Origin of the sequence: Actinophytocola gossypii, from assembly GCF_025165815.1 — a bacterium.
GTDB classification, from domain to species: domain Bacteria; phylum Actinomycetota; class Actinomycetes; order Mycobacteriales; family Pseudonocardiaceae; genus Actinophytocola; species Actinophytocola gossypii.
In genome coordinates this window covers 78413-94833 of sequence record NZ_JAFFZE010000019.1, presented here as the reverse complement: position 1 = coordinate 94833, position 16421 = coordinate 78413, and the positions used below count along the sequence as shown (strand labels likewise).

Annotated in this window: 10 protein-coding genes; 3 read left to right on the top strand and 7 right to left on the bottom strand. The window is 72.4% G+C overall.

The genetic code is table 11. From position 1 onward, the window contains the following. Nucleotides 1-11 precede the first annotated feature (11 nt). The 4 genes from serS to JT362_RS25740 are packed head-to-tail and all read right to left on the bottom strand — an operon-like array spanning nucleotide 12 to nucleotide 4272. A complete protein-coding gene (serS, locus tag JT362_RS25755) occupies nucleotides 12-1301 on the bottom strand; it encodes a serine--tRNA ligase (protein ID WP_260194326.1) in 1290 nt (429 codons plus the stop codon). A 33-nt stretch (nucleotides 1302-1334) separates the two neighbouring features. Next, nucleotides 1335-2021 (bottom strand): response regulator, encoded by a 687-nt coding sequence (locus JT362_RS25750; RefSeq protein WP_260194325.1) that lies wholly within the window; start codon nucleotides 2019-2021, stop codon nucleotides 1335-1337. Then, entirely contained in the window at nucleotides 1988-3133 is a 1146-nt protein-coding gene (gene macS / locus JT362_RS25745) for a MacS family sensor histidine kinase (RefSeq protein ID WP_260194324.1), read from the bottom strand. The genes JT362_RS25750 and macS overlap by 34 nt, the downstream gene beginning before the upstream one ends. Then, on the bottom strand, nucleotides 3130-4272 hold the full coding sequence (locus JT362_RS25740) for an AI-2E family transporter (protein WP_260194323.1): 1143 nt from the start codon (nucleotides 4270-4272) through the stop codon (nucleotides 3130-3132). Before JT362_RS25740 ends, macS begins: the two co-directional genes overlap by 4 nt. Nucleotides 4273-4574: 302 nt before the next feature. On the opposite strand from JT362_RS25740, the gene JT362_RS25735 reads away from it, so the two are divergent. Further along, nucleotides 4575-5363, top strand: a complete 789-nt coding sequence (locus tag JT362_RS25735; RefSeq protein ID WP_260194322.1) for a hypothetical protein — start codon at nucleotides 4575-4577, stop codon at nucleotides 5361-5363. Between the two features lie 181 nt (nucleotides 5364-5544). After that, nucleotides 5545-9894: a hypothetical protein gene (locus JT362_RS25730; protein WP_260194321.1), complete on the top strand. Its 4350-nt coding sequence runs from the start codon at nucleotides 5545-5547 to the stop codon at nucleotides 9892-9894. 64 nt (nucleotides 9895-9958) lie between these two features. Here JT362_RS25730 and JT362_RS25725 read toward each other — a convergent pair whose 3' ends face one another. Next, entirely contained in the window at nucleotides 9959-10867 is a 909-nt protein-coding gene (locus JT362_RS25725; protein ID WP_260194320.1) for an MBL fold metallo-hydrolase, read from the bottom strand. A 73-nt stretch (nucleotides 10868-10940) separates the two neighbouring features. On the opposite strand from JT362_RS25725, the gene JT362_RS25720 reads away from it, so the two are divergent. Continuing rightward, nucleotides 10941-11840 carry an AraC family transcriptional regulator gene (locus tag JT362_RS25720; protein ID WP_446014136.1) on the top strand — a complete coding sequence of 300 codons (900 nt, stop codon included), beginning with the start codon at nucleotides 10941-10943 and terminating at the stop codon, nucleotides 11838-11840. On the opposite strand, the gene JT362_RS25715 is transcribed toward JT362_RS25720, so the two are convergent. Next, nucleotides 11807-15415 (bottom strand): replicative DNA helicase, encoded by a 3609-nt coding sequence (locus tag JT362_RS25715; protein WP_375546563.1) that lies wholly within the window; start codon nucleotides 15413-15415, stop codon nucleotides 11807-11809. The two genes, JT362_RS25720 and JT362_RS25715, sit on opposite strands and share 34 nt — an antisense overlap. 544 nt (nucleotides 15416-15959) lie before the next feature. Beyond that, complete coding sequence (gene rplI / locus JT362_RS25710; RefSeq protein ID WP_260194318.1) at nucleotides 15960-16415, bottom strand: 50S ribosomal protein L9; 456 nt, start codon at nucleotides 16413-16415, stop codon at nucleotides 15960-15962. Nucleotides 16416-16421: the final 6 nt, after the last annotated feature.

Sequence of the window (16421 nt, the reverse complement as noted above, 5' to 3'; positions counted from 1 at the left end):
CACGGTAGCCCTCAGGAAGTGGTGCCGTCCGGGTTGATCCGCTCGAACCGCACGTACGGGACCAGCGCCTCCGGGACGCGGACCGAGCCGTCGGCGCGCTGGTGCTGCTCCAGGATCGCGACCAGGGTGCGGCCGATCGGCAGGCCCGACCCGTTCAGGGTGTTGGCGAAGCCCTTCGTGCCGTCCTTGGCCTTGGTCCGGATGCCGGCCCGGCGGGCCTGGAACGTGCCGAAGTCCGACACGCTGGAGATCTCCCGGTACCGGCCCTGACCGGGCAGCCACACCTCCAGGTCATAGGTGTAGCGCGCGGAGAACCCGGTGTCGCCCGCGGCCAGCGTCACCACCCGGTAGGCCAGCTCCAGCTCGCGCAGCACCGTCTCCGCGTGCCCGCGCAGCACCTCGAGCTCCTCGGCCGCCTGCTCCGGCAGGCAGAACCGCACCAGCTCCACCTTCGCGAACTGGTGCTGGCGGATCAGCCCCCGGGTGTCCTTGCCGTACGAGCCGGCCTCCGACCGGAAGCACTGGGTGTGCCCGGTGTACGCGAACGGCAGGTCCTCGGCGCGCAGCGTCTCGCCCGCGTGCAGGTTCGTGATCGGCACCTCGGCGGTCGGGATCAGGAACAGCTCCCGGTCGGCGACGCCGGTGCGGAACAGGTCGGCCTCGAACTTCGGCAGCTGCCCGGTGCCGGTCATCGTCGGACGGTTCACGATCGCCGGGACCGAGAACTCCGTGTAGCCGTGCCGCTCGGTGTGCGTCTCCAGCAGGTACTGGGCCAGGCCCCGCTCCAGCCGGGCACCGGCGCCGCGCAGCACGGCGAACCGGGGACCGGACAGCTTCGTGCCGCGGGCCAGGTCGAGGATGCCCATGCGCTCGCCGAGGTCGACGTGGTCGGCCGGCTCGAAGTCGAACGCGGGCGGCTCGCCCCAGGTGTCGACCAGCCGGGCGTCGTCGTCGGTGCTGCCGTCCGGGAGCTCGTCGCTTGGCAGGTTCGGGATGCCGATGAGGAACTCGTCCAACTCGGCGGCCAGCGCGCGCTGCTGCTCCTCCAGCTCGCCGATGCGGGCCTTCAACTCCCGGGCGCGCTCGCGTGCGGCGGTGACGTCCTCGCCGCGCTTGGCCGCCGCGCCGACCTCCTTGGCCGCCCGGTTGGACTCGGCCCGCGCGTCGTCGGTGGCGGACACCGTGGCGGTGCGCCGGGAGAACAGCTTCTCCAGCGCGTCCAGGTCGAGGTCGTAGCCGCGGCGCGCGAGCTTGCGCACCGCGTCGGTGGCCGGGTCGAGCAGCACCCGTGGGTCGTGCATCAGAAAGCTCCAGAGGACGTCGGTGTCCCCAGCCTATTGCGGGCCGCCATCGCTTTCCGGGTCGGTGTCCAGGCCGTGCTCGATCGCGTACCTGGCCAGCTCCACCCGGTTGTGCAGCTGGAGCTTGCGCAGGGTCGACTGCACGTGGTTCTCCACCGTCCGGTGCGACAGCCGCAGCCGGCTCGCGATCTGCCGCGCGGTCAGCCCCTTCGCGACCAGGCGCAGCACCTCGGTCTCCCGCTGGGTCACGCTCGGCAGCCCGTCCCCCGGCGGCGCGGCGGCCATCCGCCGGTACTCGCCGAGCACCAACCCGGCCAGCCCCGGCGTGAACACCGCGTCGCCCGCCGCGGTCCGGCGCACCGCGTCCACCAGCTCCTCGACCGACGCCGACTTGACCAGGTACCCGGACGCGCCGGCCTTCACCGCCTCCAGCACGTCCGCGTGCTCCCCGCTCGCCGACAGCACCAACACCCGGGTCGCCGGCAGCGCGCCGGTGATCTCCCCGATCGCGGTCACCCCCGACCCGGTGCCCAGGTTCAGGTCCATCAGCACCACATCGGGTCGCACGGTCCCCGCGATCCGCACGGCCGCCGCCTCGTCCCCGGCCGTGGCCCGCACCTCGAACCCGCGTTCGACCAGGTCGCGCGCCACGCCGTCGCGCCACATCGGGTGGTCGTCGACCACCATCACCGAGATGCCCTCGGTACCTTCAGCTCCCATTCCACCCCCGCTCCCGGCTCGGTCTCCACCGCGATCGTTCCCCCGAGGTCGGCGATCCGACCCCGCATCGAGGACGCGATCCCCAGCCGTCCCTCCCGTTCCGCCTCGGCCAGCCGGCCCGGCGCGATCCCGACCCCGTCGTCCCGCACGCTGACCACGACCTCGGTGCCCAGATCCTCCAGCAACACCCACGCCCGCGCGTCCGGGCCGGCGTGCCGCACGACGTTCGCCAGCGCCTCGGCCACCACCGACTCCAGCTCGGCCGCCACCGTCGCCGGCAACCGCACCTCGGTGGCCGGCACCGACACCTCCGCCCGCCCGGTGGCCAGCAGCCGCAGCCGCGCCGCCAGATCGGCGGTGTCGTCCTCCCCGGTCGTCCCCGGCGCGGTCGACACCAGCGTGCGCAGCGCGATCTCCTGCTCCCCGGCGAGCCGGGCCAGCTCGACCGCCTCCCCGCCGGCGCCCAGCTCCGCACCCCGTCGCCGCACCCGCGCCAACACCTGCAGCACGCTGTCGTGGATCGACCGGGCCAGCCGCTCCCGCTCGGCCGTCGCCGCCTCCACCCGCAGCGCCCGCGCCAGCCGCTCCGCCGACCGGCGGGACGAGGCCGCCGCCAGGCCGAGCACGAACCCGACCCCCACCAGCAGGAACAGGTCCCGGGTCAGGTCGATGTCGACGTAACCCCGTACCCCGTAGTTGAACGCGCTCACCACCCCGCCGAACACCGCGCCGACGGTCGGCCCGCCACCCACCGCGCCGGCCGCCACCACCCCGGTGACCCAGACCGTGGTCACCAGCGGCGTCGAGCCGCCGGCCAGCTGCTCGGGCGTGAGCACCAGCCGCGACGCGGACATCGCCGCGCAGCTGACCGCGAGGTCGGCCACGGTGAAGCCGAGCAGCCGGTCGGTCGGCCGCAGGTAGCGGGCCGAGACCACCCCCGTCCACCCGGCCATCACGCCGATCGTGACCAGCGCGAGCCACGGCCGGGCGTACTCGTCGAGGTAGGTGACCACGACCACGGCCGCGAACAGCAACGTGAGCACGCGCAGCAGGACCGCCGCCCGCCAGAGCGGAACGGTCGGGTCCTTCGGTACGCGCACCTGAGCCGTCACGGGCGTTCCCAGGTCGCCTTCGTGTCGTCGGGCTTCGCGTCGGTCTCCGGTGCCTCGGACTCCTGTTCGTGCAGCACGTCGACCTCGTCCGGGTCCGTGCCGCGCTCGTTGACCAGCGACTTGATGCCGGCGTTGAGCACCGCCAGCAGCGGCACCGACAGCAGCGCGCCGGCGATCCCGGCGGCGACCAGGCCGGCGGCGATGGCCAGCACCACGGCCAGCGGGTGCAGCCGCACCGCCCGGCCGAGCAGCCACGGCTGCAGCACGTGGCTCTCCAGCTGCATCACCCCGACCACGATCGCCAGCACGATCAGCGCCGGGACGAACCCGTTGGCCACCAGGGCCACCAGCACCGCGACCGTGCCGGCCAGCACCGCACCGATGATCGGCACGAACGCGGCCAGGAACACCAGCGCTGCCAGCGGGACCACCAGCGGCACGCCGACGATCGCGAGCCCGATGCCGATGCCGACCGCGTCGACCAGCGCCACCGCCGCGGTCGCCCGCACGTAGCTGACCAGCGCGGCGAACCCGCGCCGCCCGGCGACGTCCACCCGCTCGCGCACCCGGGACGGCACACCGCGGGTGATGAACCGCCAGATGCCGGCGCCGTCGTAGAGGAAGAAGATCAGGATGAACACGGTCAGCACGAACCCGGTGAGGATCTCGCCGATCGTGGTGGCGGTGGTGATCGCGCCTTCGGTGAGCGCGGACTGGTTGTCCTGGATGGCGTCGATCGTGTCGTCGATGAAGCCCTGGATCTGCTCCTGACGCAGGTGCAGCGGGCCCTGGACCAGCCAGTCGCGGATCTGCTCCAGCGAGTCGGAGACCTGTTGCTGCAGCTTCGGCAGGCCCTGGCTGAACGTGATGATCACGAACGTGATCAGCCCGCCGACCACGGCGAGGCCGGCGACCATCACGATCAACGCGGCCAGGCCGCGCGGCACCCGCAACTGCACCAGCCGGTCGACCCCGGGCGCCATCAACGCGGCCAGCAGCAGCGCGATCGCCAGCGGCACCATGATGTGCGAGAAGTAGCCCGCGAGCCACACCAGCACGTACAGCGCGGCGATCACGAACAGGAAGCGCCACGCCAGCGCGGCGCTGACCCGCAGCCCGGTGGGCACGAACTGGGTCACGTCCGCTGGGGGCCGCCTGACCTTGCGAGCCCTCTTCTGTGCCGGCCGGGGATCGGCGGGGGAGTTCGTCACGTTCGAAACGTTATCGAGTGGATCGGACATTCGGGAGCGGATCCGCCTGCCTGTGGACAGTTTTCCCCGCGACTGTGCGGTCGCCAGCGACGACTACCGACCGTGAGATGTGGAAACACTCTGTGTTCGTCACACGATCAGGGGGACTACGTGCTTCCGACGTGCTTTCGAGGCCTCCTCGATGATTACCTCACCGCTGTCACCCATCGACCCAAGACGAGGTTCCCCCGGTGGATCAGACCAGCAACGTTCGGGACACGGCCGCCATCGCGCGGCGCGTCGTCCGCCGTACGTTGACGGTCATCGGCGGCGCCGCCGCCGGCACCGCCATCGCCTGGTGCCTGTCCACCGGGGCCGCGTCGGCCGAGACCGACCCCACCCCGCCCGGCGACCAGAACCCGGTCGTCGCGGAGGTGATCACCCCGGTCACGCACACGCTCGACCGGCTCGTCGACCGCCTCGCCACGCCGCCCCCGTCGGAGAACCCCCTCGAGCAGCCGATCAAGCAGGTCGGCGACAAGCTGAAGTCGACGGCCGAACGTCTCGGCGACCGCGCCGACGTGCTCCCCGAGCCCGTCGACGACCTGGGTGACACCGCCGAGCTCCCCCTCGACCTCGGCGCCGACCTTCTCCCCGACACCCCCGCCGCCGCGCCAGTCCAGGCCCCGGCCGCGGCCGGCGACACCGCCGCCGACACCGGCGTCGACCCCGGACGGACCGCCGAGCGCACCGCGACCGGCCGCGTCCACCACGACGGCGTGCCCAGCCGCGGCTCGCCGGACTCCCCGTCCTTCCCCGACTCCCCGACCTGGCCGGCGCCGTTCGCGCCGGTCCCGCCGAGCGCCCCCGCCCCCGGTCACTCCGGCCACGCGGGCGGCCACCCGGCCGACTCCGTGCCGTCCGCCGCGCTGTCGTGGCAGGACCGCACGCCCGGACTGGTCCGCGGGCTCACCGTGCCCGCCGTCGAGGCGACCACCACCGGTCGCGTCGGCGCCCAGCCCGGCGTCGCTCCCGACTGAGCACCCCGCGCCAGCGCCCGAGCCCGTGCGCTCGGCGCGCCGCCGCGCGCGAACCACCCCGCGGGTCCGTCCCGCCCTCCGACCCGGGTGGTCGATGCCCCGGCTCGTTCCCCACGTCTGAACGCGCCCGGCCACCCGCCAACCCCCCCGCCAGAGAGAACGACGAAAGGAGCATCACCCGATGCAAACCTGGGCGAAGCGAGGTCTGCGGACCGCGCTGGTCACCGGTGGTTTGCTGATGCTGGGAACCGGCATCGCTTCCGCTGACGAGGACGTGAACCCCGACCGTCCGGCGTCACCGCTCGACGTCGGGGTGCACGTACCGATCCACCTCGACAACAACGCGCTGGGCACCCCGGTCGGCCAGCAGAACCTCCCCGGCGTCGACCGGACCGTCTCGGTCAGCCCCGACGACGTCGTGAACCGGGTGCCGGCGGTCGACCGCGTGGTCCCGAACGCCGTCGCCAGGACCCACGGCGCCGCGGAGCGGATCAGCGACCACCTGGTCGGCCGCGCCGCACCCGCCGTCCGCGAGGCGGCCGCGACCGTCGAGCCGGTCAACGACGAGGCCGTCGACTGGTTCGCCGACACGACCACGCCGGTCAACGAGGTCGCCGGCGTGCCAGCGCTGCCCCGGCCGACGGTGCCGCGGATCCCCGAGACGAACGACGGCCCGCGCCAGAACTCCGTCGACGCCGACCTGGTCGTCCCGGTCGACGTCTCCGGCAACGCGTTCGCGGCCGCCGGCCGGGCGCACGTGCGGAACGAGTCGCACCACCGCTACGACACCGGCGAGCTCGTCGTCGCCGACGGCCGGGCCGGCTTCCTGGCCGGCAACGCGGTCGACCTCGACTGGGCCGCGCCGGTGCAGGTCAACGGCAACGCCGCCGCCGTGTTCGGCCGGGCGGGCGCCGACAACGAGTCGTCCCTGCGGGCGACCAGCACCAGCGACGTGTTCAGCAACGGCCGCCACGGCGTGCTGGCCGGCAACGTCGGCGCCGTGCACGGCGCCACCCCGGTGCAGCTGAGCGGCAACGCGATCGCGGGCGGCGGCGTCGCCGACGCGGAGTCCGACGCGCAGAGCGCGGCCACCGCCGGCGGCTGGGTGCGCGGCTCCGGGGCGGACGGCGCCGGCTCCGGGAACGTGGCCGGCGTGCCGGTCGCCACCCCGGTCAAGGTCAACGGCAACGGGATCGCCGGCTTCGGCGCGGCGGAGGCCGAGTCCGCCGCCACCGCCGACGCGCTGGCCGGCGACGAGGAGTACGTCATGTACGGCAGGCCCACCTACCTCGCCACCAACGGCGATCCGGCGTTCGCCGCCGGCAACGTCGTGCAGCCGGCGGTCAGCGGCCCGGCGATGTTCTGCGGCAACGCGGGCGTGGTGTCCGGGATCGCCGACGCGGAGTGCGCGTCCGACAGCGAGACCGTCGCGGGCGGCGACAACCGCACCAGCGGCCGGGGCTCGGTCGGGTCCGGCGCGGTGGCCCACCCCGCGGTGGCGCTGCCCGTCCGCGGCTTCGGCAACGCGGTGTCCGGCGGGGGCGTCGCCCAGACGGCCGTCGCCGACCACGTCGACTCGACCGCGGGCGGCGCCTCCTACACCCGCGGCCACGACGGCGTGCTCTCCGGCACGGCGGTCAGCGGCGGCCCGAGCGGCCCGGTCGATCTGTTCGCCAACGCGGTCACCGCGAGCGGCGTGGCCGACGCGCTGGCGTACAACGACTCCCGCGCCACCGCGGGCGGCGCCAGCGGCACGACCGGGGACAACTCGGCCGCCGGCGGCAACATGGTCGCCGCTCCGGTCGCGCTCCCGGTCGAGGGCTTCGGCACCGTGGCCGGCGTGTCCGGCGCCGCGGAGTCCGTCGGCACGGAGCAGAAGGTGAGCACGTCCGGCGGCTACACCGACAGCCGCGACGACTACGGCCTGTTCGCCTCCAACGTGGTCAGTTCTCCGGTCGCCGGCGCGGTGCAGACGTTCGGCAACGGCGCTGGCCTGTCGGGCGCCACCGACACGAAGGCGTCCACCGACAACGAGGTCACCGCGGGCGGCGACAGCGGCGCGACGGGCGTCGAGGGCATCGGCTCGGCCAACATCGGCCAGCTGCCGGTGACCGCGCCGGTGCAGCTGTTCGGCACCGGCGCGAGCGCGCTCGGCCGAGGCGACCAGACCGCGCTCGCCGCCAACGACCTGACCGCGGGCGGCGACTCGACGAGCGACGGAACCGGCGGCCTGCTGTCCGGCAACGTGGCCAACACCCCGGTCGGCACTGCGGCGCAGGCGTTCGGCGACTCGGCCGCGGTCCTCGGCCGCAACCACGCGCTCGCCGCGTCGGACACCGAGACCGAGACCGGGGGCGACACCGACACCACCGGTGCGTCGGCGCTCGGCTCGGGCAACGTGGTCGCTCCGCAGGCGATGCCGGTCGTGCAGGGCTTCGCACACGCGGTGTCGGGGGTCGGCGGGGCCAACTCCGCCGGCGTGCGGAACGAGAACCGGAACACCGCCGGCGGCGACATCGACACCGCGGGCGCGGGTGGTGTGCTGTCCGGGAACGTCGCGGACGTGCCGGCGCGCGCCGTCGTCCAGCCGTTCGGCGACGCGGCCGCGGCACTCGGCAGCCGGTCGGTCGCCACGGGCGACAACGAGTCGGCGAGCACCATCGGCGGCACGACCGGCACCAGCGGCGACTGGGGTTCGTTGTCCGGCATCGACCGCACGGTGCCGGTGGCCTCGCAGCTGCTGGTGTACGACGTGCCGCTGGACGTGCTGGCCAAGGCGATGACGTTCGCGAGCGACGAGGGCGATGCCGAGAAGGCCGAGGGCCGGCTGACCCTCCCGAAGCACGCCCCCGACCTCAGCCCGACCAGCCTGCCGTCGCTGCTGCCGTCGGTCGAGTCGCTCCCGTCGGTGCCGGAGCCCCGGCGGGCGGAGCCGACGCGGACGACCCTGCCGGACGACGAGCTGGCCGGTTCGTTCACCGGCGTGCTGGACGCCGTGGCCGAGATGATGGCCGACGTTCCCGGTCTGCCCGGCCACGACGAGGTGTCGGCCGTCAGCGGCATGGTGACGGAGGTGTCGGACGCGGTCACCGTGCAGGTGCCCGGCCGGCCACGCCCGATCGGTCGCGTGGCGCACCCGTTCACTCCCCTGCGGGGCGACCTGTTCGACACCCTGCCGCTGGACACCCTCCTGCCCGCCAACCTGGTCCCGGGCGACCTGCTCGGCAACGGCCTGCTGGGCGGCCAACGCGCCGGCGACCACCGCATGGGCGACTACCTGACGGGCGGCGGCCCGGCGTACAGCCAGGTCGACGGCGACCTGACCAACGCCGACCTGGTCGACGCCAACCTCCCGGTCGCCGACGGCCTGGCCAACGCCCCGATCGTCGGCGGCCTCGGCCTGCCTCTCGGCGGCGGCCGCGACCTCCCGGTCGACGGAGGCATCGGCGACCTCCCGGTGGTCGGCGGCCTGAGCAACGTGGCCCCCGGTGGCCTCGGTGACCTGACCGCCCCGATCGCCGGCCGCACCAACCTGCCGATCGGCCTCGACGGCCTCCCGCTGGCCGATGGTCTGGCCGGCTTGCCGGCCGTGGGTGGTCTGGGTCGTTCGGGTCTGCCGGTCGAGGGGCTCGACGGCCTCCCGGTGGCCGATGGTCTGGCCGGCTTGCCGGTCGTCGGGGATCTGGGTCGTTCGGGTCTGCCGGTCGAGGGGCTCGACGGCCTCCCGGTGGCCGATGGTCTGGCCGGCTTGCCGGCCGTGGGTGGTCTGGGTCGTTCGGGTCTGCCGGTCGAGGGGCTCAATGGCCTCCCGGTGGCCGATGGTCTGGCCGGCTTGCCGGTCGTCGGGGATCTGGGTCGTTCGGGTCTGCCGGTCGACGGGCTTAATGGCCTCCCGGTCGCCGATGGTCTGGACGGTCTGCCGGCCGTGGGTGGCCTCGGGCGTTCGGACCTTCCGGTCCGCGGGCGCGACGGTCTGCCGCTGGCCGATGGCCGGACCGACCTGCCGGCCGTGGACGGTCTGCCCGTCCCGCCGGTCGTCGACGGTCTGGGCGACGTGCCCGTCGCCGGCGGGTTGGGGCTGCCCGTCGGTGGTGGCCGGAGCGACCTGCCGCTCGTGGGTGAGCTCGGGCTGCCGGTCGGCAACGGCACGACCAACCTGCCGCTCGGTGTCGCCGACGGGCTGGCCGAGCTGCCGTTCGCCGGGGTGCCCGACCTGCCCGTCGATCTCGGCGGCGGACTGCCGGCACGCGGCCGCGACCTGCCGGCGTTCACGTCGAACGCCACCGAAACCACCGCGGTCATCCCGCAGGTCGACGCCCCGACCGCGGTACTGCCGAACCTCACCGACGTCGAGCTGACCCGGCCGCTGCCGGCGGTCCCGGCCTTCGGTGACGTCCCGGTCGTCCGGGTCCCCTCGATGGGACACCGGCCGGTCCAGGTTCCGGCGGTCGACCCGGCCGTGAACAGCGGCACGCTGACCGACACCCGGGCAGCGCTCGCCAACCTGTTCACCTACCACCCGATCGGCTGACGGAACCCCCCCAAACGAAGGGCCCGGGAGCACCACGCTCCCGGGCCCTTCGTCGTCAGTCCGGTCATGGCACCCATCGGCCGACGGCGAGGCGGCTGCCGTCGCGCCGGATCTCGGCCGCGCCCGCGCCGCCGAAGTGAGCGGGTACGACGAGTTCCCCGATGTCGGCAGCGCGTTCGAGCACCTCGCGACGGGTGGCCGCGGCCTGCCGAGGATCCTCGCAGAAGCAGCTGTTGTAGCGCGGTTCGAGGATCTGCACCGGGCTGTGCAGCAGGTCCCCGACGAACACGGCCCGGTCCGAGCCGGACGACAGGCGGACGATCGACGATCCGGGCGTGTGCCCTGGGGCGGACTCCAGAACGAGGTTGCCGTCGATGCGGTGGGTGCCCGTCCAGAGCACGGCCCGGTCGAGTACGGGCGCGATGCTGTCGGCGTAGACGATCAGGCTGCCCTCGCGGCGGTGTTGCTCCTGCTGATCGCGGGGTGCGGGCCGGCGGTGGGCGTTGCGCGGATCGAAGTACACCTGGTCCGCGCGCGGGATCAGGTAGGTGGCGCGGGGGAACGTCAGCACCCACTCCCCGTCGCGCAGTTCGGTGTTCCAGCCGACGTGGTCGTAGTGGATGTGCGTGTTGACGACGACGTCCACGTCCTCCGCCCGGACCCCGGCTTCCGCGAGCCGACCCAGGAAGTCCGAGCTCAGGTGGTCGAACAGGGGGACCTGCGGCCGGTTCCGGTCGTTGCCGACCCCGGTGTCGACCAGGATCGTCCTGCCTTCGCTGCGCAGCACCCAGGTCTGAACGGCGCCGTGGTAGGCGTCGGTGTCCGGGCGCCAGTGATCCGGGGCGAGCCAGGAGGCGTTGTCCTGCCACAGCTCCGGCGGACTCTCCGGAACGATGACCCGCGCCGGGGCGAACTCGCCCTCCCACTCGACCACCTTCGTGACCTCGACCTCGCCGAGTTGAAAACGCTGCACGCCGCCACGCTAGGTCGCACATGCGAGCGTTCCAATGCTTGCTCGACTCGAAATGATGCGCGACCGTCTCACCGTGGATGTGTTGAGTGACGTCATCGCCGCCATGCGCACCGGACGGCCCACCTCGAGCCGACTGCGGGTGAACTCGCCGTGGTGCTGCCGGTTCGACCGCTACGACGGAGCCGGTTTCCACGTACTGCTGCGCGGCACCGGCTGGCTGATCCAGGAACACGGAGCACCCACCCGGCTCGCCACCGGCGACGTCGTGCTGGTGCCGCACGGCAGCGCGCACGTCCTGTCCGACTCACCGCACGCCGAGGGCGCGGTCCCGTTCGACGCCGTGGCCGCCGACCCGGACGGCCGGACCGAGTTCCTCTGCGGCAAGTACCGGCTCGACCACACGCGGACGCATCCGGTGCTGGCGGAACTGCCCGAGGTCGTCCACCTCCCGGCCCAACTCGGCCGCCACCCGGAGCTGCGTACCGCCATCGACCTGCTCGCCGCCGAAGTGACCGGCGAACGGCCCGGCCGGGACGCCGTGATCAGCGGCCTGCTCGATCTCCTGCTCACCTACCTGGTCCGAGCCTGGCTCGACGAGAACGCCCGGACCGGATGGCCCCGCGCCCTGCGCGACCGCGAGATCGCCGCCGCACTGGCGGCACTGCACGCCGACCCGGCCGCACCGTGGCGAACGGCCGACCTCGCCGCCCACGTCGGCCTGTCCCGCGCCACCCTGGCCCGGCGGTTCACCGCCCTCATCGGCCAACCGCCCATGACCTACCTGACCTGGTGGCGAATGACCACCGCGGCGCACCTGCTCCACACCACCGACCAGCCGCTGTCCGCCATCGCCCGACAGGTCGGCTACGGCTCACCCTTCGCGTTCTCGCACACCTTCAAACGCCACTACGGCCACACCCCCGGCCGGTACCGCTCAGCTCAGCCCTGCGCGAGGTCGGCGAAGCGGGAGTAGTGCAGCTGGTGCGCGACCGTCACCGTCGCGGTGGGGCCGGCCCGGTGCTTGGCCAGGATCAGATCGGCCTCGCCGGCCCGAGGGTCGTCGCGCTCCCACGCATCGGGCCGGTGGATGAGGATCACCATGTCGGCGTCCTGTTCCAGGCTGTTGTGGCTGTTGATGCCGTTGGCGACGAAGCTGTGCGTGCCGGGGACCGTCGCGTCGTAGACGGCCTGCTCGCCCAGACTCTCGATCTCGGCGATCTCGTCCCAGAGCACGTCGTTCGTGGCCAGCAGGTCCAGCTCCGCGTCGTCCAGCACCGCCGCGACCTTCGCCAGCCGCGACCTGCTCGGCGCGTGCTTCCACATGGTCGACCCGCAGGACCGGGAGCCCATCGCGGCGGCGAACTCCCGGTGGGTCATGTCCTTCGTCGCCAGTAGGGAACGAACCCGGTTCCACACCTCGGCGGGCACGGTGTCGACGTTCGTGTTGCCGAGGACGCCGCGCAACCGCTGCCCGACGTGCTCGGCGGCCAGCCCACGGAGACCGTGCACACCGACCTCGTCGACGAAGCGCAGCTGGTTCTCCGCGCCGTACACGTAGAGGTGCCAGCTGTCCCGATAGCCAGACTTCCGGACACGCTTGACCCTGCCGAGCACGCCGACCCTGAGCAGGAGCTGTCCGATGTCGTCGATCAGGCGACGACTGGTGGAGGCGTAGTAGATCCTCGCCTGACGAGCCGTGCCGTCCCACCTGACCGAGCCGTCGGTAGCCCACAGGTGCCGGAGGAACAGCGCGACCTGCTCGTTCGGGGCTTGGAAGACCGCTTTCGGAACGAACTTTTCATGGCTTCGCAGCCCGTACAGGCCCAGCTCGTCCAGCCACGCGGCGATCGGGTTCCGCTTGCCGTGGGTCAGCCGGTACGGCGCGGGAAGTCGCAGGGAGGTGCATCGCGCGGCGGCGTGCTCGTCCCGAACGGCGGTGATGCCGAAGTGCTCGGCCGCCTCGGTGACCGCGCGCAGGTTGGCCTCGTCGGTGCTGGCGTAGCGGATCGGCTGGTGTCGCACGAACGAGCCGTCGCCGATCAGGTGGCTCAACATGACCACCTCGGCCTCGGGGAGCGGCTTCTGGTCGAGCGGTGCGGGCACCCGGCGGGGAACCGCCAGCCGGTCCCCGGCCCCCAGCTCGCCGAGCGGCACCCAGCCGTCGACGGTCAGGAACGGGTGGTTGGCGGTCGCCTCGACGACCCGGCCGGAGGTCATCCGCAGCCGGAAGACCTCCTTGACGCCGCTGGGGAAGACCTTCGTCATCGCCCGAGGGACGAGTCGGAGCCGTTCGTCCAGCGACCACACGATCGGCCGTTCACCGGAGCTCAGCAGCTCGCCGAAGGTGGTCTCCGCGCCGGTGTCGGCGCGCAGGATCCTGGTGCCGCTCGTCATGCAGCCCGACTCGCGGAGGTCGGAGAGCATGGGGCGCTTGTCGTTGCGTTGTTCGGGGCCTCGGTTGAGCTGGCTGATCGCGACCACCGGGACCTCGAGCTCCTTGGCGAGGAGCTTGAGTTGCCGGGAGAACTCCGAGACCTCCTGCTGCCGTGACTCGACGCGCTTGCCCGAGGTCATCAGCTGCATGTAGTCGACGACGATCAGCTTGAGGTCGTTGCGCTGCTTGAGCCGCCTGGCCTTCGCGCGGATCTCCATCATCGTCATGTTCGGGGAGTCGTCGACGAACAGCGGCGCCTCGCTGACCTCGCTCATCCGGCGCGCCAGCCTGGTCCAGTCGTCGTCGGTCATGCGGCCGCCGCGCATGTCGGCGAGGCGGATCTTGGCCTCCGCCGAGAGCATGCGCATCACGATCTCGGTACGGCTCATCTCCAGCGAGAAGATGACGCTGGTCATCCCGTGCTTCACACTGCACGAACGGGTGAAATCCAGGCCGAGGGTCGAGTTGTGCGTGGGGATCATCGACCGGCCGGCCAGGTAGAGGTGGTCCGCGTTGTCCACTTCCACACAGCGGACCGGGACGCTCGGTAGCGGGCGCACGTCGACGATGAATCGGGATCCGGTCCGCTTCCGGTTGCTGCTCCGGCGGCGCTCCTTGTGTGTCAAGCGCTTGCGCTCGAGCCGGAAGACGTCGTCCTCGGTGGTGAAGTCGAGGGTGTAGGCGATGGTCGACCGCGCACCGCGACCGCGAACACACTTCGTCGAGATCGAACACCGGTAACCGAGGCTGACGACGAGTTCATAGGTGTCCAGGGCAAGCGTCCTGTTGGTCACCGAGAACTGCACGGAACCGGTTGCGTTGACCGTGCCGTCGGTGTCCAGGAGCCCGGCGAGCAGCGCACGCCGTTGATCGACCGATGCCCGCAGATACCGGCTCGGGATCCGCTTGTCGTTCAGCACTCCGATGGTCCGCAGGATCGCCTGGACACCGCCGTCGTGATCGGTGGGAGGGCTCGCTGGTAGGCGCAGGCTGTAGCGGAGGTTGCCGCGCGGTACGACCTCGAGGCCCTCCGCCTCGATGTGCCAGGTGATCTCCGGGTCCGCGGTGGTGAAGCGAGAACTCGCGGAGTGGCCGTCGCCGAGCCAGACGCCCAGGGTGTACGGGGGGAGCAGCAGGTCCTGTTCCGGTAGGTCGAGCGGCTGGGTGTTGACGACGGAGTGATTGAGCCGCCGGTCGGCGGTGGCGCAACGGACGGTGGCGGCGATCTGTTCGGTCGTGCGCACTTCGGCGAACGTGCGCTGGTTCTTGTACCGGTTGTAGCCGGTCTCGGCCTGTTGGGCGGAACGCCGGGACGCCCTCGTCTCGGTCAGCCACTGGTGCTCGGCGTCGGCCACGAGGACGGAGCCGTCGGAGAACTCGACTTCGTAGCACGGGCGGTCGTGCATGACCTCGGTCGCGGCCACGACGCGGGTGGGGCGGCCGTTCGCGTCGAGCAACCGGTCGCCCACCTCGACGGTGCCCATCGTGGTCCAGCCGTCCGGGGTGGGGAGTGGGGTGTCGAGGGCGAGGGCCTTCCCGATACCCGGGCGGGCCGCGACGATGACCATCTGGCCGGCGTGCAGGCCGTTGGTGACCGCGTCGAGGTCTTCGAAGCCGGTGGGGACGCCCAGCGACGAGCCGCCTCGGGAGGCGATGGCGTCGATCTCGTCCATGGTGGGTTGCAGGAGTTCCTCGAGCGAGACGTAGTCCTCGCTCATTCGGCGCTCGGTGACCTCGTAGATCGACGACTGCGCGCGGTCGACCACCTCGTTGACGTCGGCGCCTTCGGCACCCGCGTAGCCGAGCTGCACGATGCGTGTCCCGGCCTCGACCAGGCGGCGCAGGATCGCCTTCTCGGCCACGATCTCGGCGTAGTAGCCGGCGTTCGCCGCGGTTGGCACGGTCGCGATGAGGGTGTGCAGGTACGGGGCGCCGCCCATGCGGCGGATCTCGCCTCGGCGTTCCAGCTCGGCGGCCACGGTGACGGCGTCGGCCGGCTCGCCTCGGCCGTACAGGTCGAGGATGGTGTCGTAGACGACCTGGTGCGCCGGGCGGTAGAAGTCGCCGGGGCGGAGCACCTCGACCACGTCGGCGATGGCGTCCTTGGACAGCATCATGCCGCCGAGCACGCTCTGCTCGGCGGTCATGTCCTGCGGCGGCTGCCGGTCGAGCCCGCCGTCCCCGGGTGCTGCCGCGGGCGGGCGGTCGTCGGTCATCGCCACGGGGAACCCCTCCTAGGTCTCGAACACGTGTTCGAGTATAGCCGGCGTCGCGAGTACGCAGAGCGAAGGTGTACGCGGGACGGTAGAGCGCGGCCGCGGGCGAAATCAAACACCGCTGGGGACGAAGCTGTGGACAACCTGTGGACGTCGCCGGGCAACGAACCACAGCACCCGGAACAGGTGTTGACAACCTGTGGACAGGCACGCCGGAACGCGAGAAACACGCAGGTCAATCCCTGTGTACAGGGTGTGGAAGAAACAACCGCCGAAAGGTCGGCGTGTCGTGTGAAACCGGTCCGTCGGCGTGTCGCGGACGCCGTGCCCCGGCCGGGTCCCCCCACGGGTGTGGACAACTCATGGGCACAGCATCAGCCCCGTGTCGGAGCGTAATCCGACACGGGGCTGACCGCGAATTAACTACGGAACGTGGTCGAACTCAGCCGGCAGCGGAGACCTGGACCCGGAACGAGGCGGTGACCTCCGGGTGCAGGCGCACGCTGACCGAGTGCTTGCCGACCTTCTTGATGTGACCGTCCAGCTCGACCGTGCGCTTGTCCAGCACCGGCCCGCCGGCGGCCTTGACCGCGTTGACGATGTCGGCGGTGGTGACCGAGCCGAACAGCTTGCCGGAGCCGCCGGCCGCCTTGGCGGTCATCGGCACCGGGTCGATCGCCTGCAGCGCCGCCTTGACCTCCTGCGCGTGGTCCAGGCCGCGGATCGCTCGCGCGTTCTGCGCCCGGCGGATCGTCTGCACCTGGCGCTCGGCGCCCTTGGTCGCCACGATCGCGAGGCTGCGGGGCAGCAGGTAGTTGCGCCCGTAGCCGTCCTTGACCTCGACGATGTCGCCGGGCCCACCGAGCCCGGTCACGTCGGCGGTGAGAATGAGTTTCATCGCTCG